Consider the following 23,434-nt stretch of genomic DNA (forward strand, 5'->3'; position numbering starts at 1 on the left):
AAGAACAGCGGATTTATTGGAGATTGTTAGAAACTGACGGCGTGTTTTCACCGATTTTTTGCAAATCGGCACGCAAACGATCGGACAACGTCGGGTCTTTCAGGATTTTTTCCAATTCGCGACGGAATGTAGCGTTATCCAACAGATTGGATTTCAAATCGCGCAGCAGATTGCGTGCGGCCATCAGTGCGCGCAGTTCCGGCACCTTGCCTGCCACGACGTCGGGCTTGAAGTCGTCCATCGACTTGAAGTCCAGGTCGATCGGCAGCTCGGAGCCGTCGCCCGCCAGGGTGTTCTCGACCGCCAGCTTCGCCTTGGGGTTGAGCTCCGCCAGCACCGAGTTGAAGTTGTTCTTGTCGATCGAAACCTTGGTGCGTTCGGCCAGGGGCGCGGTGCTCTGGCCGTTGCTGTAGTCGCCCATCACCAAGAGCTTGAGCGGCAGCTCAACCTTTTTCTGCGCCCCACCTGTGTGAAGGTCCAGCTTGATGTTGACGCGTGCCTTTGGCACCTCGTTCTGGAAGCTCTCGGCCATGTTCTATCTCGCTTAGATCAGAGTTAAAAAATACTAATCAACTGTATTTTTATACAGATATCACGCCGCCAAATCAGGCGTAAATCAGACGCTTGTCAAATTATGTGACTTTAGAATTGTTGATCGATTGCTGTTCACCTAACGAGAAAACTTGTTTATCGTCCGCTCCCAAACGCAAATGCGTGAGTCGGGAAAAAGGGTGAAAAACAATGACGAATTGGCAGGCGGATCCAACGGCAATCAGCACGCGCACTGCAGCGCAAATCCTGACCGGACGCCAGCCGTATCACCTCGATGTGCAAGGGCCCGCCAATGGCATCGCGCTATCCGTTGTCTCGTTCGAGGCGGTGGAGCGCATGGGCGAGCCCTACCGCATCAGCATTGAGCTCACCCACCCCGCTGACCTGCAACGTTCCGACTACCTCGGCCACGACGCCACGTTCACCATCGACGCGGCGGATGGCGCTGAACCGCGCACCTTCTGCGGCTGCATCACGCGCTTTTCCAAGCTCAAGACCACGGCGGATTTCAGCAGCTATCGCATCGTCGTCGAGGCGCACATCGCCCGTCTGCGGCTCACGCGCACCAGCCGCATTTACCAGCACCAGAGTGCGCCGCAGATCATCGATGCCATCCTGCGCCGGCACGGCTTCAAGGGGCACCAGTTCCAGTTCAAGCTTCGCCGCGAGTATCCGCAGCACGCCTTCCGCTTTCAGCACCAACTGGCTGACTGGCCGTACATCCGCGTGCTGATGGAGCAGGAGGGCATCTACAGCTACTTCCAGGCCGGCAAGCACGGCGACGTGCTTGTGTTCGCCGATGACGTCGACCACTACGAATATCAGCCCGAACTCAACGTCCCGTACCGCGAAACGGCGGGGTTGGAGGCGGGTATCGAAGCCATCTTCGCCCTGCAAACGCACACCGAGACGGTGCCTGAATCGTTTCTGGTGGCTGACTACAACCCCGCCCAGGCATGGGAGCGCATCAAGGCCGACGCCAACATCGCGCGCAAGGACACGACGACTTTCGGGCAGCCCTACATCTACGGCACACATCACCTCGATCAGGACGGTGCCAAGTGGGAAGCGCAACTGCGCCACGAAGCCGCCATCGCCCGGCAAGTGGTGTACGAGGGGCAGGGCAACGTGCTGGAACTGCGCCCCGGGCGCGTGCTGCACCTGGATGTGGACCAGCCCGACGCGCAAAACGGTCAGGTGGTGATTGAAGTCACCCACAGCGGCGCGCGCGACGTGGCCTACTGCAACACGTATCGGGCCATTCCGGCCGACCGGCGTTTTCGCTTACCGGTGGAAGAGCGCGCCTGGCCGAAGATCAACGGTACGCTGAGCGCGCGCGTGACTTCGCCCGGCCAGTACAAATACGCCTACCTCACGCAGCAAGGGCACTACGTCGTGCGCTTCGATTGCGATTTCGACGAATGGAACCCCGGCGGCGAGAGCGTGCCGCTGCGGCTGGCCAAGCCGTTTGCGGGTGGGCTGCAAACGGGTTTCCACTTTCCCGCGCTGGATGGCACCGAGGCGGTGATCGCCTTCCGCGACGGCAACCCCAACAAGCCGTACATCAGCCAGTTCCACCACAACAGCCAGCAGACAGACCTGATCACGAATCAGGACCGCTGGCTGTCACGCAACGTCATCCGCACGCAAAGCGACAACAAGTTGCAGATGGAGGACTGGGCAGGGGAGGAGCACGTCAAGCTATCGACTGAGCATTCGGGGAAGAGTCAGCTCACGCTGGGGCACATGGTCAATGGGCGGCGGGAGAAGCGGGGGGAGGGGTTTGAGCTGCGGACGTCGGGCTGGGGGGCGATTCGGGGTGGCAAAGGTCTGTTCATCTCCGCTGACGATCGGCCCGGGGCTAGTGGTACGCAGCTCGACATGGAGCGAGCCCACAGCTTGCTGCAACAGGCACTGCAAATCAGCGAATCACTAGCCGAGGCAGCCAATGCAGCTCAGGCCGTTGCTGCCGACTACGCCCGTCAAAAATCGCTTCTGAATGACACGCTCGATCAACTCAAGCGTGCAGGCATGCTTGCCAGCGCCCCGTCAGGAATGGCCTTGGTCTCCGGCGCCGACCTGCAATTGACCGCCAATGACAACCTGATCGCTACGGCGGGTGGCAATGCCGACGTGAGCGTGCTTAAGCGCTTCACTGTCGCGGCGGGTGAGTGCATCGGTATGCTCGCGCAAAAGCTCGGCATCAAGCTTGTCGCCGCCAAAGGCAAGGTCGAGATTCAGGCGCAGCGAGATGAGGTGCGCTTGCTTGCAGATCAGAACGTGACTGTCACTAGCGCCAATGGGCGCGTTGTCATCGAGGCCAAGGAGGAGCTGCTGCTTAAATGCGGTGGCTCATATCTGCGCATGTCGGCTACCGGTATCGAGGACGGTACTCGTGGTGAGCGCACGATCAAGTCCAATGGGTTCGGCCGGCAGGGGCCAGCCTCGCTGGGCCAGGAGATGAATACCTGGAAGGATGCCAAGTTTGACGAACAGTTTGTCCTGCGGTGGCCATACGACGGAAAACCCATGGCTAACCGGAAATTCTCAGTGGTACGAGAGGACGGCAGCATTATTCGCGGCGTTACCGACGCAGAGGGCAAGACCGGCTTGCAGAGGAGTCTGTTCGTAGATGGTCTGCGACTACGTGTCGATCCGGAGTAGGACGCACAGACATTCAAGCGCCAACGTCGGCAGTTTTCAGGCCAACGTCAACGAATCAAACCAGAACCAGATCAAGCGAACCGGAGCACGCCCAGATGGCAACCGAAGAACGCATTCTTCCTCATACCATCGCCAAGGATGGCGCGGTGGAGTTTCATTCCGTCACGTCTCCATCGGATGACAGCATTGCGGTGTGTCATGTGCCGCCGGATCGCGTCATTCCGGTCATCTTTGTGCCGGGGGTGATGGGGAGCAATCTGAAAAACAAAGAGACGAACAAAGAGGTCTGGGTTGTCAACAGCGAGGCGGGAATGGGTTCGTGGCTCTTCAAAAAAGCGCCGCAACGCAAGGAGTTGCTCGACCCCAAGAAAACAACGGTATTCGACGGCGGCAAACTTCCTGAAGGCACGTCCCTGACTGATGCCGAAAAGAGGAGGCGGGGGTGGGGCACAGTGGCGAGGACTAGCTATGGCGACTGGTTGGTCTGGCTGCAAAATGCCCTGAATGACTGCACGGCTGGCACTGAGTATGGCCGCAAGGGTGTGCGAAAGAGCTTGACTGAGAAACCAGTTGCTCCAGGACAGACGCCGCTGACAGACCAAGAGGTGGCTCTGTCATACCGGTATGAGTTGCCGGTTCACGCAGTTGGCTACAACTGGCTGCAATCAAACGCCGATTCTGCTCAGCATCTGGCGAACGAAATCGATCGGATCATGGCGAGCTACCGCAATGCCGGCCGCCGCTGCGAGAGGGTGATTGTCGTCACCCACTCCATGGGCGGGCTGGTAGCCCGACATTGCTCCGAGGTGCGCGGATACCGCGAGAAAATCCTCGGCATCCTCCACAGCGTGATGCCCACCACGGGTTCCGCTACGGCGTACAGTCGCGTCAAGGCTGGTTGGGAAGGCTCAGGCCTTGCACGTAAAGTGCTGGGCGAAAACGCCAATGAGATCACGGCGGTCTTTGGGCAGTCGGCCGGGCCATTGCAACTGCTGCCAAGCACAGAGTATGGCGACGGCTGGCTGCAGATTCAGAGCGCGGAGGGTCAGTTCGTGCACTTGCCGCAAAAAGGCGATCCGTACACGGAAATCTATACCCAACGCGGGAAATGGTGGGGGTTGATTGACGACTCCTTGCTCAATCCGCTGGACAAGACCAAGCGACAGATTGAGCAGGATTGGAAAAGCTATGTGGAGTTAATCAATCTGGAGGTCCGCAAGTTTCATGACGCTATCAGTCGCCGCTATCACCCGCAAACCTATGCCTTCTACGGTGACGACACCAAGCACAAGACTTGGGGGGATGTAATTTGGGCGCGCACGCTTAGGCCACACCTTCGTAATGCGCAGCCCAAGCCGGTTGTTGCACCGCTGGACCTCGCTCTTGTCGATGACAACCGCGTCGGCACTCAGTTGCTGACAGAGAACCCAAAGCTTCTCGCCAGCAGTATGGAGGAGTTCACTCTGCGATCTCCCGCAGAGAATGGTGACGGTACCGTGCCCATCCGCTCTGGGCGAGCCCCGGCTCAGTACGCCAAGGCGTGCGTCGCATTCACCGGCGTGGATCATGAGGGTGCCTACAAGCCGACCGCTTGCCGTCATTTCGCACTGTGGGCCGTGGCACGCATTATTGGCAATGTCAAGGGCACCCCCATGGAGTACACCCGATGAAACGCATGACAGCTGGCTGGCTACTTTGCCTCGCATTGTTGTCCGCCTGTGGCAGCAAGGTGCCGCCGCTTACAGAACAGGAGAAGACCGTGGTCCACGAACTTACAACGAACATGCAACCCCACTGCGTGGGGCGATACTTGATCGATCTGCCCGCAAACGTGCAGGCTGTTGGTTCTGCCAAACTCAATGGGGTTGAGATTGAGTCGAAGCCTCAGCCTCAGCGCGCTTTCGAACTGGAAATGCGTCGACGTGAGGCCGAGCTGAAATCAATGAAGAGTTTGCTCGGCTATTCACGCTTTCTATTCGACCAAGGAAAGGTGCACGGCGCGGAGCATACGCAGTATTTTGTTTCACTTGGCGATCCTGGGGCATCAAGTGACGCAAAGCGTGTGATTGAGGCCTACAAATGGGACCGAGGTTATCGGATCAGTCTGCAAATCGAGGGCGCTGATTGGACACAATCGGTGGATAAAGATCAATCCTGGGTGAAGGATATGGGCACACCCAATGACATTCCCGAGAAACTCCATCTCGCTTTCGACCTGATCGATCGCCTGCAAGGACGCGCGGAGGATGTAATTCCGACTGAACCGGGGGCTTGTTTTTTTGGAGGCTTTTTTCTAGGCAAGGCGATCTCTGAGGACGAAGTGATTACGTCGGCTTTTGCGCTACCGAGCAAGCCCGACGTCATGTTCGACTGGAAGAGCTCCATCGACCAGAGTAACGATACGCTTATCTCACGTGCCAAGACTCCTGCGGTTCAGGAACCTCTCAAAGCCGCGAACGGGCGCATTCTTCGCCTCGATTCGTTTGTTTCAAATAGTGGCATCAAGGCTGACGAGGCGTTGGCGAGTGGGCTTACCACAAATGAAGTTCATGGACATCTGTTCTCACTGGAGGCTAACTATCGGGGCAGCATGAACGCTCCACGCATCGTGTTGGACATGACGTCTGGGTACTCGACCTTTCTAGTGGAAGGCGATGCCATCCCTAAAGCCTCGCTTTCAGATCCAGAGGCCGTGGCGCTCTGGGATGCGGTGTCACGCACGTTGCGTCCACGCCCCAATGCATTCTGATGGCGCAGGAATGCAAGTGATCTGACATGGCTGTAGATTTCTCCCTGCTGCCACCCGAAGAGACCTTCGACGATCCGCCACCGAATAAGGTGTTGTGGAGCATCGTCTTCGTCGTGCTGGCTGCGCTCTGTGTGGGCGCGGTGCTCCTGCTCTGGCCCAAGGGCATGCCCGCCCACACTCTCAAATTTTGGGCCACGCTGCTCGCTTTCCCGATCGGCGTGTCGTCGCTCGTCGTCCTGCATCGCTACCGCGCCCACGAAGCTCGCAAGCTCGATGTTGAGACACGCAACCACGCCGCACGCCAGTTCACCGAGTGCGTCTTTAACGCAGCCAGCATCCCGCTCGCGGTCGCTGGTGCCGCCTATCGCTATTCCGCTGACGAAAAAGAAAACGCCCTCGCAACCATCCGCGAAGGCAGTGCCAGACTCAAAACCCAAGTCCCCTATGCGCTGGCCGCCGAGCCCGTCAAAGCGCGTTGGCTGGTCGCCCCCGAGATGCGCAAGGAGTACGGCGACCTAGGCGACGACCTCAAGCGCCGCCAGCACGTCACCCAATGGCTGTTCGACGAACTCCTCGGCGAGCTGTCGCCGCACATCGAAGCCCTGCCCGCCAAGGTACCGCTGACTGTCCAACTGCTGGTGGCCAACGGCCATCCCTACGAGCAGAACAAGCAACTGCTCGAAGAGCGTTGGTGCGCCAAGCTGCACCGAGCCCACGATGTGGCCCCGGAACCCAGCACGCCCGCCGACCTGACGGTACTCGACCAATGGATGGATCGTGCCATCGAAGGCGAGAGCCAGCACGCGACGCTGTACCTTGCCATCCAATTGCATCCTTTGCTCCACGCCGCACCACCGGAGAATGCGGCCGAAGTCGGCGTGGCGCTCTTGCTCATGCCGGATGCACAGGCCACCCAACACAACGTAGCGCGTGTGGCCAATCTGCACCGGCCGGTACGTGGCACGTTCGGGCAACCCAGCACGGCATTGTCAACAGGCCTGCGCTGGGGCGGCGCACAAGCCGACCAAATCCAAGGCGGTTGGCAAGCCGGCATCGATGTCAGCCAAGCTGGCATGTTGCGCGAACCCGCCATCAAACTTGGCCTGACCGCACACGCCACGGACCTGGACCAAACCGTTGGTCAAGCCGGTATCGCCGCTCCGTGGCTGGCACTCGCCTGCGCATCGCTTGCGAATGACGCTCCCGAGCAAATCGTTCTCACTGGGCAAGGTGAGCAGTTCGACTGCGCCGTCATGAAGTTCGCGGGCACCAAGCAAGGCGCCTCCGACACCACAACCCCACAGGAAACTCCCGCATGACCCGGCGCTACGACATCCTCAAAGGCGATAAAACCACCGCTGGCGGCACCGTTGAAGGCGGCGACCCCAACGACCGTGTCGGCAACCGCGAGCAAGCCTACGAGAGCGATCCCGTTTGGTGCCCCGCCTGCAAAACCGTGGGTCGCATCGTCTGCGTCGGTGTGCACCTGTCCATGACCGGCCCCGATGGCCGCCAGGGCGCGCTCTCCGACGACCTGTGCGTCTGCAAATGCACCCCGAGCCCGCTGCTGATCCCGTCTCAGCACAGTTCCTACATGGACGTGTGAGCGAACCGGCCCCATCAACCGGGTAAGCCGGTCAAGAAACGAAGAGATTGTGAAGTCATGAAGTTGTTGCGATTGAGCCTGCTGAGTACGCTGATCCTTGCTGGTGTACTTGTTGCCGGCATCCTGCTGTGGGGCGAGTTGATCGGCCTCAACACCCCTGAAGCGCGTAGCTCGTGGGCCGTTATCGTTTCGGGATGCGCGCTCGTGTTGGCGATCATCTTGTCGTTCGACCTTTGGGGCCGAATGGGAGGCGCGTTCCATTGGCTTGGGCAATGGTTGCAGGTCAGGGGGCCCGAGATGGCAGGCACCACGCAGGCCAGTGTGCTTGCACAGGACACACCAAAAGCCCACGCAGCCCAACCGTTTCAATCGCTGTGCGACCACCTACGTGGCGCACATGGCAGGCGTTGCCGCTACCGCCAACCCTGGCTACTGCTGACCGGCGACACCGCCACCATCCAGCGCCTACATCCCACCATCACCGAAACCGGCTGGCATCAAACCGACAACGCCATCCTCCTATGGAACGGCGCAGGCGAACACGGCCAACCCGACGCCACCTGGCTCAAGCAGCTCTACAAACTCCGCCGCCGTCGCCCCGTCGACGCCATCGTCATGGTGCAAGACGGCGAAGCCGAACTCGCCGCGCAAAAGCGTGGCGTGGGGGCCGACAGCCTTAACCTCACCCGCATCGCCGAGGCGCTCAAGTGGTCCGCGCCCGTCTATGTGCTCGATGTTGCTGACACCGATGCCGTGCATATCGGCACTACGCCCATCATCGGATGCGAGTTCGCTTCCCGCGTTGATGCGCCGGCCATCGCCAATGCGCTGCTGCGCCTACGCAACCAACTCAGCGAGCGCGGCATTGCCGAGCTCGCTGCCAATGTTCACGACGGCTACACCGCCGAGCTCTCGCTCCGCCTGGACGCTCGTAGCCTGCCGCTGGCCGCGTGGATCGCCAGCCTGTCAGGCAAACAGCGCCGCCATCAACCCATCAGCGGGGCCTTTTTCGCGCCGTACCCGCAAGCAGGGCTGGGTGAAGATTCCGCTCGCATGGACCTGTCGGTGTGGCATCACCTGGGCCGGCTCGCACGCAAGGCGCGAGGGCAGCGCGTCGGCTTCCACCCCATCACCGTCTTCTCCACGATTGCGCTTGGGATTGTCGGCGCATGGACTGCCGGCATGGTGGTCTCCGCCGCAAGCAATGCCCGCGAGGTACATCTAACCAGTTCGGCTCTGCAAGCCCTCAACAAGGCACGGGATAGCGCCACCGGCCTGCGCGCCTTGCTCGACGTTCAACACCGCATCGAGTTGTACGAACACCGCGTGGACACGCACGCCCCCCTCTGGACCCGCTTCGGTCTGAACCAGGACCGCGCAACACTGGCCGCGCTCTGGAAGCCTTACGACCAGGCAGCCAATCGTTTGCTGGTCGCGCCCATCGCGCAGAACATCGAAGCCGAGTTGGTCGACCTGACCCAGATGCAGACCGACCAGCTCGACGAGCACACCAACAAGCTCGCGCTTGAAGGCCACCACGCTCTCAAGGCTTACCTGATGCTCGCCGAGCCCAGCCGGGCCGACGCCGCCTTCCTCACCCCGCAGCTCACCCGCCACTGGCGCACCAGCGCCAACCTGAGTCCGGGTGCCAAGCTCGACCTGTCCGAGCGCCTGCTGGGCTTCTACGCGGCGCACTTGAAGACGCATGCGGACTGGCGCATCGAACCCCAAGCCGACTTGGTTGGCGAGGCACGTCAGAGGCTACTCGCCGTCATCGTCGTCAAGAACTCGGAGGACACCATCTACCAGAGCATCCTCGATGCCGTCGGTAACAAGTACCCCGACCAGACGCTCGCCACGCTCACGCCCGGCACCGACCCACGCGGTCTGTTCCGAACGAACGCTACCGTCCCCGGCGCATTCACCCGCCAAGCATACGAAGGCACCATCGCCGCCGAGATCGACAAAGCCGCCGAGCGCAGCGCCGTCGCTGGCGATTGGGTGCTCAACACCCAAGCCAGCCAACGCGAGCAAGACGGTCTGACCGGCGACGCCCTGAAAGCCGAACTCACCGCCCGCTACTTCGCCGACTACGCCGACGAATGGCAAGCCTTCATGAACAGCGTGCAATGGGAAAACGCCGCCACCATGCCGGCTGCCATCGAGCAATTGAAGCCCATGACGGACGCCCGGAACTCGCCCGTCATTGCGTTGATGAGATCGCTCGAATACCAAGGCAAGGCCGGCGCCCCCAAGGCGAGTCTCTCTGACACCCTGGTCGCCAAAGCGCAGAACGTTTTCGGCAAGAAGGACGAAACGCCCGAAGCGCAGAAGCCCGATCCCGCCGGCCCGCTCGGCCCCGCCTTCGGCCCGATCCTGCGCCTCATGGCCCAGGACACCGCAGCCGCTACCGGCGACTTGAGCCTGCAACGCTACCTCGACCGCGTCACCGCCCTGCGCCTGAAGCTGCAACAGATGAGCAACAGCCCCAACGCCGACGCGCAAGCCAAGCAAGTCGCGCTCGCCCTGTTCCAAGGCAAGGGCTCCGATTTGGCCGACATCCAGAACTACGCTGACCAGATCGCCGCCAGCCTCGGCGCGCAATGGGCCGGTATGGGCGATGCCTTGTTCGTGCGCCCGGTTGCCCAGGCCACGCAGACCGTCTTGCTGCCCGCGCAAGCGAGCCTGAACGACGCATGGCGCCAAACCATCGCTGCGACCTGGAACAAGTCCTTCGCTGGCCGCTACCCGTTCGCGAACACAGAAAACGATGCGTCCATCCCCGAACTCGCGCGATTCCTGCGTCCGCAAGGGGGATTGATCACCAGCTTCCTCGGCACCCAACTCGCCGGCGTGCTGGAGCTGCAAGGCGATCGCTGGGTGCCTGCCGGCCGCGCCTTTGGCACCGCCGCCGGTGGCGACAGCCTTGCCTTCGATCCCGCGTTCCTCAAGGCCATCAACACGCTGCAGAAGATCGCGGCGCACATGCTGGTGCAAGGCGAGCCGCAGTACCGCTTCGATTTCCAGCCGGTACCGACGCCTGGTCTGACCGACACCAAGCTCACCCTCGACGGCCAGAGCCTGCACTACTACAACCAGCGCGAAACCTGGCACGCACTCACCTGGCCCGCGAACAACCCACAGATGCTCGGCACCCGCCTGCAATGGCAGACCGAACAGGCCGGCACCAACAAGAGCTTCGAATACACGGGCCGCTGGGGCCTGGTGCGCATGCTTGAGCGCGCCAGCGTCGAACCGATCGATAACGCGACCTTGCAGTTGACGTGGCGGGCCTTGCCAGATGCAGCACCGAAGCAAGAGAAGCTGCAAGACGAAGCCCAAGTCGCGCAGGAACCGCTGACCCCGGCTCCGCAAAACGTCACCTATCCGATCCGCTACCTGATGCGTACGGAAGTCGGTGCCGGCCCGCTGGAACTGTTGGCGCTGCGCGGCTTTGTGCTGCCGCAGCAGATCTTCCTGGGCAGGCAAGGTGGTGCGTCCGCACGCGTGGCGCGCACCGCCAATCCGGAGACCTACTGATGTTCGCCAACCTCCTGCAAACGCTGTTTGGCACGCGCACGCCGTCTGACCTCGCCCGCTCCACCCAAGGTCGCTGGGACGACTGGCTACGCCCCATCAGCGAAGCGGCCCCTATCGGCACCGACCCCGCCTACGACGACGACTTTCTCGCCATCAAAGACGAAGTCGCCAAGCTGTCGGACATCGACGACACCCTCATCGTCAGCACCACGGAGCAGTTACTCAAGCACAGCGCTAAAGACGTGCGCGTCGCCGCGTACTACGTCTACGGCCGCATGCGTCGCGATGGGGCAGAAGGGCTCGCCTCCGGACTGGAATTGCTCTCCGCGCTGGTCGATCGTTTCGGCGACACGCTCTTGCCCACCCGCGCCGAAACCCGCAAAGCCGCGCTTGAATGGCTCGCCGGTACCACTTTCGCCAATCGCCTCGATCGGGTAGAAGGCCTCACGGACGTACTGCTTGAGCGCACCCTGTCAGCGCTCGCCCTGATCGCCGAACGCACCGAAGCCTGGCCAGACAACGCCCGCCCTGATCTCGGCCCGCTGCTGCGCCGCTTCGAAGACAAGGTCGAAGCCCCACAGCCCACAGCAAGCGCACCGAGCCAACCCGCAGGTATGACCAGCTTGCCCGCCGCAGGCGAAATCACCTCCACCCGCGACTTGCTCGACCGCGCCCGCCACATGGCGGCCTTCCTGCGCGAGCAACCGCAAGGCTATCTGGCGGCCTATCGCCTGATGCGCTGCGTGCGTTGGGACACCCTCACCGAAGTGCCCCCGCACGAAGTGAGCGGCAAGACGCGCCTGCCAGCACCACGTGCAGAACTGCGCGCCCACCTCCAACGCCTCATCCTGCAAAAGCAGTGGCCCGAACTGTTGGAAAAAATCGAAGCCGCCTTCGCCGAAGGTGCCAACCATTTCTGGCTCGACTTGCAGTACTACGCCTTCAAAGCGCAAGAGCAGGCCGGTGGCGAATATGCCCAAGTGCGCGACCTCGTCACCACCGACTGTGCCCTCATGCTCGAACGCTTGCCGGGCTTGGAGCGCCTGTCGTTTACGGATGGTTCACCGTTTGCCGACGACACCACGCGCGAATGGATCGCCCGCCACGCCACCGTACGCGATGTCGAGCGCGGTGAAACCATGGCACCCGTCGCCATCGACGCCGCCGGCACCGACTGGGCAGAAACCGAAACCCAAGCCGCCGAAATGGCGCACCAGCAAGGCATCGAAGCCGCCTTCGCCTGGCTGCAACGCCTGCCCGCGCAAGACGGCGAACGCGACAAGTTCCTCCGCCAACTCGTCATGGCTCGCGTCGCCGAGCGCGCGGACAAGCCCGACACCGCGCTGCACCTGCTGACTACGCTCGATGCCAACAGCGCGCGCTATCAACTCGCCGCCTGGGAGCCCACGCTCGCGTTCGACACCAAGCTCCACCTGCTGCGCTTGCTCAAAGTGCGCATCCATCGTAAGGATGCCGACAAGCCCGCGCTCGCCGCGCGCATCGAAGCGCTAACCGGCGAACTCACCGCCATCGATCCGGCCCGCGCCATTGCCCTGGCATAACACCATGCGCACTCCCACCCAAGACAACGACATCCTCCGCTACTACGAAGCGGAAATGCGCTACCTGCGCGAGGCCGGTAAAGAGTTCGCGCGTGCGTACCCCGACCGCGCGCGCATGCTCAACCTCGACCGCATCGGCGAGCGCGACCCCCACGTCGAGCGCCTCTTCGAAGGCTTCGCCTTCCTCATGGGCCGCCTGCGCCACAAGCTCGACGACGAACTGCCCGAGCTGACCGAAGGCATCGTCAGCATGCTGTGGCCGCACTACCTGCGGATGATTCCGTCGCTGTCCATCCTCGAGCTGCAACCCGCCGTCGGCACGCTGCAACGCCACGAAACCATCGCCCCTGGCCTGGAAGTCACCTCCGACCCGCTCGGCGAAGACCGCATCGAGTGCATCTACCGCACCACGCAAGACGTCGACCTGTATCCGCTCAAGCTGTCCGAAGCCAGCACCTACGCCCGCGAAGACGGCCGCTCCGTCCTCCGCCTGCGCCTGACCATCCAGCCGCAAGCCCAGCGCGAGCAACTGACGGTGCCGCGCCTGCGCCTGTACCTGAACGCCGACCGCCCCGTCGCACTGGCCCTGTACGCTGCACTGACCGCCAAACCGGTCGCCATGCAAGTGCGCGTGCCAGGTTACCCGCAAGACCGCCCCGGCGCCCCGCAACCCATGCCCGGCCTGCGCCTGGAACCCGTCGGCTTCGCAGCGGACGAACGCCTCTGGCCCAAAGCCGACAACGCTTTCGGCGGCTACCAACTGCTGTTGGAGTACTTCACCTTCCCCGAGAAGTTCATGTTCGTCGACCTGCTGGGTCTGGACATGCAAGCCATCCCACAGGAGGCCAGCACCGTCGACGTCGAAGTCGTGCTCGACAAGCCGTACCCCGACGACATGCGCTTCACCGCGGAAAACATCCGCCTGTACTGCACCCCCATCATCAACTTGTTCGAACTCGAAGCCGACCCGATCACCGCCACGCAGTTCGAAACCGAATACCGCGTCCACGCCATGGAGCAGTACGGCGAGCACGTCGACGTGTATTCGGTCGACACCGTGCAAGGTTTTGAATCCGGCAACGGCCGGCGCTTTGAATACGCACCGTTTGCCGCCTTCCGCCATCGCGGCGGCATGCTGCGCCACGAGATGCCCGAGCGCTACTTCCACACCCGCGTGCAGCGCGGGCCGTCCGGGCGCTTCGATACGTGGGTCATCCTGGGCGGCCATGCGTGGGAGCACCAGCACACGCTGCCGAAGGAAACGCTCTCGCTCTCCGTGACGGGCACCAACGGCATGCTGCCGCGTAAGAGCCTGCGGGAAGCCAGCATCCGCCGCATGCGCAGCGGCTTTACCAACGTCGAAGCCGTGCGCAATCTCACGGCCCCTACGTTGCCCGTCTACCCACCCACGGGCGACCGCTTCCACTGGCGCGTGCTCTCGCACCTCGCCCCCAACTACCTGTCCTTGCTCGACGCAGAAATTCTGCGCGGCAGCCTCGCGCTCTACGACTGGACCGATGGCGAGCTGAACAAGCGCCGCATTGACGCCATTACCGACGTCAAGCACCGCCCGCTGCAAAAGCTTGTCAAGGGCGGTTTGCAGCGCGGCGTGGAAATCGAAGTCACGCTCGACGGCGGCCAGTTCGCAGGGGAGGGCGACATCGACCTGTTTGGCGCCATGCTCAACCGCTTCCTCGGCCTGTACGCCACGCTGAATCTGTACACCCGCCTCGTCACCGTCTCGCAGCCCACGGGCAAGCGCACAGTCTGGCCGGACACCAAAGGGGAGGGCGCACCGTTTTGAATGCCCCAGACAAGCTGCCCCAACGGGACACAGGCCGAACCCTGCTGTCCGCGTTGCTCCAAGACGCCACGCAGATCAACTTCTTCCGCATCTGCGAGCTGATGGAGCTGGCGGCGCCGGAAGCCCCGCCGCTGGGCGCCACCGATTCACCCAAGACCGAACCGATCCGCTTCCGCTCCCGGCCCAAGCTCGGCTTCCCCAATCGGGAAATCGACGCCGTCGAGTTCGACCCGGACGACGCCAACGCGCCGCCCGCCGTGCGTACCACGTTCTTGGGCCTGTACGGCGTCGATGCCCGCATGCCGTCGTACTTCATCGACGAAGTGGCACAGAACCGCGATGGCGCCGAACCGTTGGCCGCGTTTCTTGATCTGTTCCACCACCGCATCGTCACGCAGTACTACCGTGTGTGGCGGAAGTACCGTTATCCAGCAGGCTTTCGCAAGGATGCGAGCGACAAGGTGTCCAGCTACCTGCTGAGCCTCACGGGGTTGGGCATCGGCCCCCCCGAGATCCGCAACGAGGTCGATACCCGCACGCTGCTCTCCACGCTCGGCTTGACCGGGCAACGGACTCGCACGGCGGAGGGCTTGTCCGGTGTACTGCAGCACGTCGTGCCCGATGCCGCCATCGCCGTTACGGAGTTCTATCCGGTGTGGGTCAAAGTGAACGATGCGGAGCCGACGCCCTTGGGCGAAAACTGCCTGCTGGGCCGTGGCTTTACCGACCGCAGCAACACGGTCCACGTGCGAATCACCCCACAGATGCGCGACACCGTACTCGGCCTGATGCCCGGCCAGCCCATCCACGACATGGTGATGGCATTGCTGCGCTACTACCTCGGCTACGAAGCTCAGGCGCAGCTGGAGATGAGCGTGCGCGCGGAGTTGATGCCACAGCCAGCCTTCAACTCCACCCAGGTGAGGCTGGGTTACAGCACGCTGCTGCCGAAAATCGATACGCCACAGGCACCTATCAGGGTGCAACTCGGCACTTGGGGTGAACAACAACCGATGTAATCATGAACGCCATACAACGACGAATCGTACTGACTGCGCCTGCCGCGCTGACGGCCATCTCTCTGGCTGGCTGCGGGGTGGGGCAGGCCATCAAAGACAACACGGTCGACGCCGCCAAATGGGCCTTTACCACGCAGGTCAAGTCCATGAACATCGACCTGGACAGTCGGATAGAACTGAATCCCAATGGCCAGGGACAGCCGCTGTCCACCGTCGTACGGCTGTACCAGCTGAAAACTGCACAAAGTTTCGAGGCGGCGGACTACGCGCAACTGCAGTCGAATGATCTGGAGACGCTCAAACCGGACCTGCTCACCACCAAAGACGTGGTGTTGTGCCCGGGCGCGGCTGTCAGCGTGGCCGAGCCGATGAACGAAGACGCTGAGTTCGTGGGCGTGGTGGCGTTCTTCCGCAAGGCCGATCAAAGCGCGACGTGGAAATTGGTCATTCCCAAGAAACAATGGAAGAAGACCGATCCGGTCAGGATTGTGGCGAGCGGCAGCACGTTGGCACTCGCAGGTGCCAACCCCGCACCCGTCAATCGCACGGCGCCGATACAGAGTGCACCAAACGCTTCGAGAACGGAATCCGCGTCTACCGTGGGCACGGAGCGACCGTAAAGGGGAGAGCGAAGATCACCCGGCGTGACATAGGGTTCTACTCTGCTTGGTTCAGCTGCCCTAAGGCGACTACCCACTGCTCTTGGCTGGATCGAGGATCGGGGACACTTGAGTGCTGCTCGTCGCGACTCCGCACATCGCGTTGTGACCGCATTTCGCGCGCTGGTGCCGGACTGGGGATAACCGGCACGGGCTTGCCCCATTCCTGCTTGGGGCTAGCACGTGCGGTCACCACCGCTACTGTGCCTTCGGATGCGTGTGCCAGGCAGAGCGGCGCCGGGCTCGAAGGTGACATACGCGCCCGCGGCTGGGATGTCGACAGGGTCTGGGTACAGCGGATCGATGCGGACCCGGCCAGCGATGTTCTGCTGCCCATCATCGACGGCCCCCTGCGCTCCAATGATGGTCACGCGTTGCGCGGCGGCGGTGAAGGGCGCGGTATCGGCACCTTCGACAAAGGCGGTTGCCGTGCCCGCGTACGGCAGGATTGCCTCCGATGCGGCGTGCCAGTGCCGTTTTGCCAGGGCGATCCAGACCACGTCGCCCGGGTGGATCACCTGAGCGGGCTGGCCTATTGCAGCTAGAAACCGCTGCCCGCCGTGACGCGCCGTGACGGTCAAGGTTTGCACCAGCATGTTGCACGCCACTTGATGCGTGCACCGGGCCCCATCGCGACTTGCAGCCGTCCCCTGACGGATCGGTGGAAACCCTTGCTTTCGCACATAGTAATTGCATAGTAATCGATTCGATTCCAATGCGAATTTTCTGATCCTATTCTTTGCCCAGCGATAGAGACCGATCACTGCGTCTCATGTGTAACCAATCGAGGGCTGGCAAATGAACACAGGTACGGCATTGATTCGCCGCCTGATTGCTGAACTGGGTGAGGATGCCGTGCTGACGGCAGCGTCGGACGTGGGCGGGTTCACCGAAGATTTCCGCGGCCGCTACAAGGCAGATGCTTTGTGTGTCGCGCAACCGGCCACGACAGAGCAGGTGTCCTTCGTGGTCCGTGCTTGCGCCGAATCCGGAACACCGGTGCTGCCGCAGGGCGGAAACACCAGTCTGTGCGGCGGTTCGATACCTTCAACTGAAGGTGCGCGGCCAGTGATCGTCAGCCTTGCACGCATGCGGCGTGTTCGACATATCGATGCGGCAAACGGCTCAATGGAGGTCGAGGCCGGTTGCGTACTGAAGGCTGTCCAGGATGCAGCAGCCGAGGTCGGGCGCCTGTACCCGGTCAGCCTTGGGGCCGAGGGCTCATGCCAGATCGGCGGAACGCTGTCGACGAATGCCGGCGGCACGAGCGTGCTGCGCTACGGCAATACCCGAGAGAACGTGCTCGGACTGGAAGTTGTGCTCGCCGACGGGTCAGTCTGGAACGGATTGCGCGGGCTTCGGAAAGACAACACCGGTATCGATTTGAAGCAACTCTTCATTGGTGCGGAAGGCACGCTGGGCATCATCACGGCCGCCACACTGAAGCTGCATCCACTGCCGACGCACCAATCGCTTGCATGGTTTGCACCGGTGGATCCTGAAGCGGCGCTCCGCATTCTGGGGATGTTTCAGGAGCGTTGCGGGTCGTCGCTATCGGCGTATGAGCTGATGAATGCGCGGCAGCTCGAACTTGTGATAGGGCATGTCCAGAATCGGCGCAACCCGCTTGACGGAAAACACGCCTGGCATGTGCTCGTCGAGCTGTCGAATTCACGCGGCGCCGATGCAATGGACGAATTGCTGGTGCAAACACTCGAACTGGCAGCCGAAGCTGGACTGATTGAAGACGCAATCGTCGCGTCCAGCGATACGCAGCGCGCAAGCCTGTGGGAGATCCGGCACAGCGTGACTGAGGCGAACAAGAAAGCCGGCGTTGGCCTGACCACAGATTGCGCGGTGCCAGTGTCTGCCGTGCCGAGGTTTATTGCCAGTGCAAGCGAGGCCGTTCGGGACATCGTACCGAACATCGATCTCGTGATTGTTGGCCACATGGGTGACGGCAATGTGCACTTCATCCCGATGTTCTCGTTCGACGAATGGCGTGCGATGCCGGATGCCGCGGCGACGGGCGCCACGCTACGGCGCCGCGTCAATGATGTTGCGCACCAGCTCGGCGGTACGTTCAGCGCCGAGCACGGTGTCGGGCAAACGGGCTTGCAGGAGATGGCGCATTACAAGTCCGACATTGAGTTGACCCTGATGCGCGCCGTCAAGCAGGCGCTGGACCCGAAGAACCTCATGAATCCGGGTCGTCTCGTTCCGTAAGGCCACACCAGTCCTATCCCTCGTCATTGCCCATTCCGGCAATTGCCATTCAAACCAAAGCGTTGGAGATCACGATGAAGTCCAAACGTATGACGAACGAATCGATTCAGAACCCGAGCCGCCGCACCGCCATGAAGACGGTCGCGGGCGGTGTCGCCGCAGCGGCCTTCCCATTCGTGTGGACGCCGTCCCGCGCTGCGAACAAGAGGATCGTCGTGCGCGACGATGGCGGTATTTATACGAAAGCCTACGAGGCGGTGTACTACCGCCCGTTCACGCAGGCAACGGGCATCGAGGTGGTTGGCGTTCAGGCCAACGCCGAGCCGACTGCGCAGATCAAGAGCATGGTCGAGGCGGGCAGCTACACCTGGGACATGGCCAAGATCAGCCAGCCGGCCATTCTGTTGCTGACCTCGGGCGGCAAGGAATATCTGGAGCGCCACGGGCTCGAATCGAACCCAGTGATTGCGAAGATTCCGCACCAGTACATGTCGCCGTTTGGTGTGGGGACGAACGTCTACACGACGGTGCTCGCGTATCGGACCGATGCGTTCAAGGGGCGGAAGGCACCGAGCTCGTGGGCCGATCTCTGGAACGTCAAGGATTTCCCTGGCCGGCGCGCGATGCGCAAGTACCCGTTTGACACCATCGAAGAAGCGCTGATGGCTGACGGAGTTCCCACCTCGCAGGTGTATCCATGCAATCTGGACCGCGCGTTCGCGAGTCTGAGCAAGGTGTCCAAGCATGTCGACGTCTGGTGGAGCACGGGCGCTCAGGTCGAGCAGATGCTCAGCTCTGGCGAGGTGGCGATGGTGGCGACCTGGGCGTCACGCGCGCAATCGGCTATGGCAAACGGCGCGCCGGTGGGCATTGTCTGGAACCAGAACATCTGGGGCTGCGACAACTGGGCGATTCTCAAGGGAACGCCAAACGCCAACGCTTGCCGTGAATTCATCAAGTTTGCCAGCGATCCGAAACGCCAGGCGGCGCTGACGGCCTTTTTCCCAGCAGGGATGACGCAACCCGAGGCGTTCAATTTCGTGAAGCCGGAGATCGCGAAGAATTGCCCAACGTTCCCCGAGAACATCAAGACCGGCCTGCAGATCGACGCCAAATACTGGCAGCAGGCCCAGAGCGGCGCGCTGGAACGATTCAACAGCTGGATTCTCACCTGAGCGGTGTGTGAACTGAACGGACGCGTATTTCCATGGCTGCCACCAACCTTCAAATTGCGGGCCTGTGCAAGCACTACGGTGATTTCGTGGCGCTTGCGCCGACCGATCTCGACGTCGCACAAGGCGAGTTTCTGACCTTGCTCGGGCCGAGCGGATCCGGCAAGACGACGCTGCTCAGCCTGATTGCCGGGCTGGCCCAACCCGATGGCGGCCAGATCCGCATCAATGGCGTGGACGTGACGCACGGCGCGCCGTACGAGCGGGACATCGGGATGGTGTTCCAGAACTACGCACTGTTTCCGCACATGACGGTTGCCGAGAACATCGCCTTCCCGCTGCAGATGCGCAAGGTGGATGCGGCGTCGGCACGCAAGCGGGTGATGGAAGCCTTGGAGATGGTCCACCTGCCGCACGTAGCCGGGCGCTATCCCAAGGAGTTGTCAGGCGGGCAACAGCAGCGCATCGCGCTGGCGCGCTGCATGGTCTACCGCCCGTCGATCATCCTGATGGACGAGCCGCTCGGTGCGCTCGACAAGAAGCTGCGTGACCACATGCAGCTCGAGATCAAGCGGATCCATCGCGACCTCGGCACGACGATCATCTATGTGACGCACGATCAGGAAGAAGCGATGACGATGTCCGATCGCATCTGCCTGATGAACGCCGGGGCCATTGCACAGCTGGGTACGCCGGCCGACCTCTATTTCCGGCCGAAGAATGTATTTGTCGCCGACTTCCTCGGGGAATCCAACCTGCTGAACGCCACGGTAACGGAGCGTACCGGCGATCAGGTGCAAGTGACCATGCGCGGTGTCGATGCGGGCCGGGCCATGGTGTACGACCCGCATGTAAAGACCGGTGCGAACGTGCGGTTGATGCTGCGTCCACAGAACGTGCGGGTCGACAGCGAATTGCATGACGTGGCCGGCGCGCCTGCGGCAATCCCCGCGACGCTCACCGACATCATGGTCACGGGCGGCATGACGAAGCTGTACCTGCGCTCGAAGACGGCCGAAGCGGTGCCGCTCATTGCTGCGTACCCCACCAACCGGCTGGGTGCGCAGTACGAAATCGGCCAGACCTTGAAGCTGTCCTGGTCGCATTCGGACGCCGTTGCGATTGCGGAGTAGACGATGAACCTTGCTCCTCTCGCTGCGCCGGCCGAAGGGCGTCCGTTGCCGGCGGCGCAACGCCGTCGTCGCTGGCGACATGCCGGCCGGATCGCCGCCATGGCCGCGCCGGTTGTGATTCTGCTGGTCGTGCTGCTGGTCTACCCGGTCGGGCAGTTGTTGTCGCTGAGCATCCGCAACGACAGCGGCTTCACGCTCGCGGAGTATCGGCGCCTGTTTGCATCGCCAGTCTACGTCGACGTGTTGCTGGTGACGCTCAAGGTGTCGGTGCTGACGACGTTGTTTGCAGTGGTGATTGCGTATCCGGTCGCGCTGCTGATCTCCACGCTCACCCGCGGGCGCAAGAACAGGCTGCTGTATTGGGTGCTGTTGTCGTTCTGGACGAGCTTTCTGGTACGCACGTTCGCGTGGGTCGTGCTGCTGGGGCGCAACGGCGTGATCAACTGGGCGCTCATGCGTCTGGGCATCATCGATGAGCCGCTCAGCCTGCTGTACAACCTGCCCGCGGTACTGGTCGGCATGGTGCATGCGCTGATGCCGCTTGCGATCCTCACGATGCTGTCCGTGATGGAGAACATCGACCGGCGTCTGCCGAGCGCGGCATCCACGCTGGGCGCACGGCCCGGCACGGTGTTCTGGCGCGTCTATTTTCCGCTGTCCTTGCCCGGGGTGGCATCGGCCGCGCTGATGGTCTTCGTCACGGCCATCGGCTTCTTCATCACCCCGACGCTGCTGGGCGGGCGTCATGAAACGATGATCACGCAACTGATCATCGACCAAGTGCTGCAGGCGCTCAACTGGGGATTTGCGGGGGCGATCTCGGTCCTGTTGCTCGTTGTCGTGCTGCTGGTGTTTGTCGTCTACGACCGCATGGTGGGGTTGTCGACGATGGCCGGCGGCAGTACCGGTGGAAATGCGGGCCGTAGCGACCGGCGCTGGAGCCGCAAGATTGGCGACCTGACGCTCACCTGCCTTGGCAATGCGACTGACCTGTTGCTGCGTGCTCTGCCGAAATCGCGCAAGCGCGCCGCAGAGGGCAGCAGCCTGTCCCTGCGCGTGGTGGTCACGCTGGTACTCGTCTTCCTCAGTGCACCCGCCTTCCTGATGATTCCGTTGTCGTTCGATTCGGCTTCGGGGCTTGCATGGCCGCCGCACGGCGTGTCGTTGCAGTGGTATCAGCAGGTGATCGATTCGCCACTGTGGATGCAGGCGATTACCCGATCGATGGTGGTGGGCATTGGCACAGGCGTCCTGTCCATGGCGATCGGCACCCCGGTGGCCTTCCTGCTGGTGCGCGGCGGATTGCGCTGGAACGCGGCCATGCTGGCGTTCGTTCTGGCGCCCATCGTGGTGCCGCGCATGATCCTTGCCGTCGGGGTCTTCTATTTCTTCGCAAAGATTGGGTTGGTTGGGTCCTCGCTTGGCTTGACGCTCGGGCACACCGTGGTTGCGGTGCCCTATGTCGTCATCACGATGATGGCCGTCTTGCGCAACTACGACGTGAGGCTCGACCTCGCCGCGCAGAGCATGGGCGCACGGCAGTTCACGACGCTGCGGCGTGTCACGTTCCCGATCCTGAGTGCAGGCTTGCTGTCGTCGTTCCTGTTTGCGTTCGCCACGTCGTTTGATGAACTGACGATCGCGCTTTTTTCGTCGGGCGGCCTGAGCACGACGCTGCCAAAGCAGTTCTGGGACGAAACCACCATGCAGATCTCGCCCGTCATTGCTGCGGTCTCGACCGGCCTGTTCGTCTTCATCTCGATCCTGATTTCGGTTGCGGACCGCTTGCGTCGACGCAGCCTGGCTTCTTGAAACATCCAACCGACAGATTCGCCATCCGTATGCTGACATCTCAGAAACTGCGCGGCATCTTGCCCGCCATTCCCACGCCGGTGAACTCCGACGACACGATCAATGTCGAGGCCGCACGCGACTTGATGCGCTACCTGCTCAAGCAGGGCGTCGATGGCGTGGTGCCGCTTGGTGGCACGGGTGAGTACGGTGCGCTGTCGCGCGCGGAGCGCGTTCGCATGGCGGAGGTCACGGTCCAAGAGGCCGCGGGTCGGATTCCGGTCATTGCCGGCGTGCTCGACCCCGGCTACCACGACGCCATGCAGGCGGCCAAGGATTTCGCGGCGGCCGGCGCGGATGGCCTGCTGGTGCTGACGCCGTACTACACGAACCCGACCCAGACCGGCATTCGAGACTATTACCTGCGCTATGCGGATGAGTCGCCGCTGCCAATCCTGATCTACGAGATTCCGTATCGCACACGGATCTCCATCGCGCCCGAAATTCTCCATGAGCTGTCGCGCCACGAACGCATCATCGGGATGAAGGCGTGCAACACGGACATGTGGCATTTCCTGCGTACGGTGGCCGGTGTCGATGATTCGTTTGCGGTGTTGAGCGGCGAAGACACCTTGTTCCCCGTACATCTCGCGGCGGGTGCCCGTGGCGGCATTGTCGTAACCGCGACATTGTTGCCGACCGCGTGGCGAACGCTTTATCAACTGGCGGTAGAGGGCAGGGTGCAGGAAGCGCTCGCGCTTCACCGGCAACTGATCCCGCTCATGAACCTGGCCTTTGCCGAGACGAACCCCGGGCCGATGAAATCCGTGATGGACCTGATTGGGGTCAATGCGCCGGAGATGCTGGCGCCTCTGGTTCAGCCGGATCCGGCGCTGGCGCAGCGTCTGCGCGGCGAGCTGGAGCGACTGCTCGCCGTGTTCGAGAAAAGCGCGTAAC

Annotated in this window: 17 protein-coding genes; 15 read left to right on the plus strand and 2 right to left on the minus strand. The window is 62.2% G+C overall.

All coding sequences use genetic code 11. The features are described 5' to 3' along the window. Positions 1-13: 13 nt before the first annotated feature. Positions 14-532, minus strand: a complete 519-nt coding sequence (gene tssB / locus NG900_RS06015) for a type VI secretion system contractile sheath small subunit (RefSeq protein WP_252677900.1) — start codon at positions 530-532, stop codon at positions 14-16. A 209-nt stretch (positions 533-741) separates the two neighbouring features. On the opposite strand from tssB, the gene NG900_RS06020 reads away from it, so the two are divergent. The 10 genes from NG900_RS06020 to tssJ all read left to right on the plus strand — a co-directional run bounded on the left by NG900_RS06020 (position 742) and on the right by tssJ (position 16,116). Continuing rightward, positions 742-3,216, plus strand: coding sequence for a type VI secretion system Vgr family protein (locus tag NG900_RS06020; protein WP_252677902.1), 2,475 nt, complete (start codon positions 742-744; stop codon positions 3,214-3,216). Between the two features lie 95 nt (positions 3,217-3,311). Next, positions 3,312-4,886 (plus strand): esterase/lipase family protein, encoded by a 1,575-nt coding sequence (locus NG900_RS06025; protein ID WP_252677904.1) that lies wholly within the window; start codon positions 3,312-3,314, stop codon positions 4,884-4,886. Continuing rightward, a complete protein-coding gene (locus NG900_RS06030; protein WP_252677906.1) occupies positions 4,883-5,965 on the plus strand; it encodes a T6SS immunity protein Tli4 family protein in 1,083 nt (360 codons plus the stop codon). The genes NG900_RS06025 and NG900_RS06030 overlap by 4 nt, the downstream gene beginning before the upstream one ends. Before the next feature lie 26 nt (positions 5,966-5,991). After that, positions 5,992-7,284 carry a hypothetical protein gene (locus tag NG900_RS06035; RefSeq protein WP_252677907.1) on the plus strand — a complete coding sequence of 431 codons (1,293 nt, stop codon included), beginning with the start codon at positions 5,992-5,994 and terminating at the stop codon, positions 7,282-7,284. Then, on the plus strand, positions 7,281-7,571 hold the full coding sequence (locus tag NG900_RS06040) for a PAAR domain-containing protein (protein WP_252677915.1): 291 nt from the start codon (positions 7,281-7,283) through the stop codon (positions 7,569-7,571). Before NG900_RS06035 ends, NG900_RS06040 begins: the two co-directional genes overlap by 4 nt. Before the next feature lie 57 nt (positions 7,572-7,628). Further along, positions 7,629-11,111, plus strand: a complete 3,483-nt coding sequence (locus NG900_RS06045) for an ImcF-related family protein (protein ID WP_252677916.1) — start codon at positions 7,629-7,631, stop codon at positions 11,109-11,111. After that, a complete protein-coding gene (tssA, locus tag NG900_RS06050) occupies positions 11,111-12,673 on the plus strand; it encodes a type VI secretion system protein TssA (RefSeq protein WP_252677924.1) in 1,563 nt (520 codons plus the stop codon). The genes NG900_RS06045 and tssA overlap by 1 nt, the downstream gene beginning before the upstream one ends. Positions 12,674-12,677: 4 nt before the next feature. Further along, positions 12,678-14,477: a type VI secretion system baseplate subunit TssF gene (gene tssF, locus NG900_RS06055; protein ID WP_252677926.1), complete on the plus strand. Its 1,800-nt coding sequence runs from the start codon at positions 12,678-12,680 to the stop codon at positions 14,475-14,477. A 53-nt stretch (positions 14,478-14,530) separates the two neighbouring features. Next, the gene (tssG, locus tag NG900_RS06060) at positions 14,531-15,496 is read left to right on the plus strand and encodes a type VI secretion system baseplate subunit TssG (RefSeq protein ID WP_289813673.1); all 966 of its coding nucleotides are present in this window, start codon (positions 14,531-14,533) and stop codon (positions 15,494-15,496) included. A 2-nt stretch (positions 15,497-15,498) separates the two neighbouring features. Next, positions 15,499-16,116, plus strand: a complete 618-nt coding sequence (gene tssJ / locus NG900_RS06065; RefSeq protein ID WP_252677928.1) for a type VI secretion system lipoprotein TssJ — start codon at positions 15,499-15,501, stop codon at positions 16,114-16,116. 215 nt (positions 16,117-16,331) lie between these two features. On the opposite strand, the gene NG900_RS06070 is transcribed toward tssJ, so the two are convergent. Further along, positions 16,332-16,751 (minus strand): cupin domain-containing protein, encoded by a 420-nt coding sequence (locus NG900_RS06070; RefSeq protein WP_252677930.1) that lies wholly within the window; start codon positions 16,749-16,751, stop codon positions 16,332-16,334. 202 nt (positions 16,752-16,953) lie between these two features. Here NG900_RS06070 and NG900_RS06075 point away from each other — a divergent pair, with 202 nt between their 5' ends. The 5 genes from NG900_RS06075 to dapA all read left to right on the plus strand — a co-directional run bounded on the left by NG900_RS06075 (position 16,954) and on the right by dapA (position 23,433). After that, the gene (locus NG900_RS06075; protein WP_252677932.1) at positions 16,954-18,381 is read left to right on the plus strand and encodes an FAD-binding oxidoreductase; all 1,428 of its coding nucleotides are present in this window, start codon (positions 16,954-16,956) and stop codon (positions 18,379-18,381) included. 89 nt (positions 18,382-18,470) lie between these two features. Beyond that, on the plus strand, positions 18,471-19,556 hold the full coding sequence (locus NG900_RS06080; protein WP_420804128.1) for an ABC transporter substrate-binding protein: 1,086 nt from the start codon (positions 18,471-18,473) through the stop codon (positions 19,554-19,556). A gap of 32 nt (positions 19,557-19,588) precedes the next feature. After that, on the plus strand, positions 19,589-20,686 hold the full coding sequence (locus NG900_RS06085) for an ABC transporter ATP-binding protein (protein WP_252677936.1): 1,098 nt from the start codon (positions 19,589-19,591) through the stop codon (positions 20,684-20,686). A 99-nt stretch (positions 20,687-20,785) separates the two neighbouring features. Continuing rightward, positions 20,786-22,498: an ABC transporter permease subunit gene (locus NG900_RS06090; protein ID WP_252678462.1), complete on the plus strand. Its 1,713-nt coding sequence runs from the start codon at positions 20,786-20,788 to the stop codon at positions 22,496-22,498. 29 nt (positions 22,499-22,527) lie between these two features. Continuing rightward, positions 22,528-23,433 carry a 4-hydroxy-tetrahydrodipicolinate synthase gene (gene dapA / locus NG900_RS06095; protein WP_252677937.1) on the plus strand — a complete coding sequence of 302 codons (906 nt, stop codon included), beginning with the start codon at positions 22,528-22,530 and terminating at the stop codon, positions 23,431-23,433. The last annotated feature ends 1 nt before the right edge of the window (position 23,434 follow it).

It is taken from the genome of Ralstonia soli (assembly GCF_023955655.1).
GTDB lineage: Bacteria > Pseudomonadota > Gammaproteobacteria > Burkholderiales > Burkholderiaceae > Ralstonia > Ralstonia soli.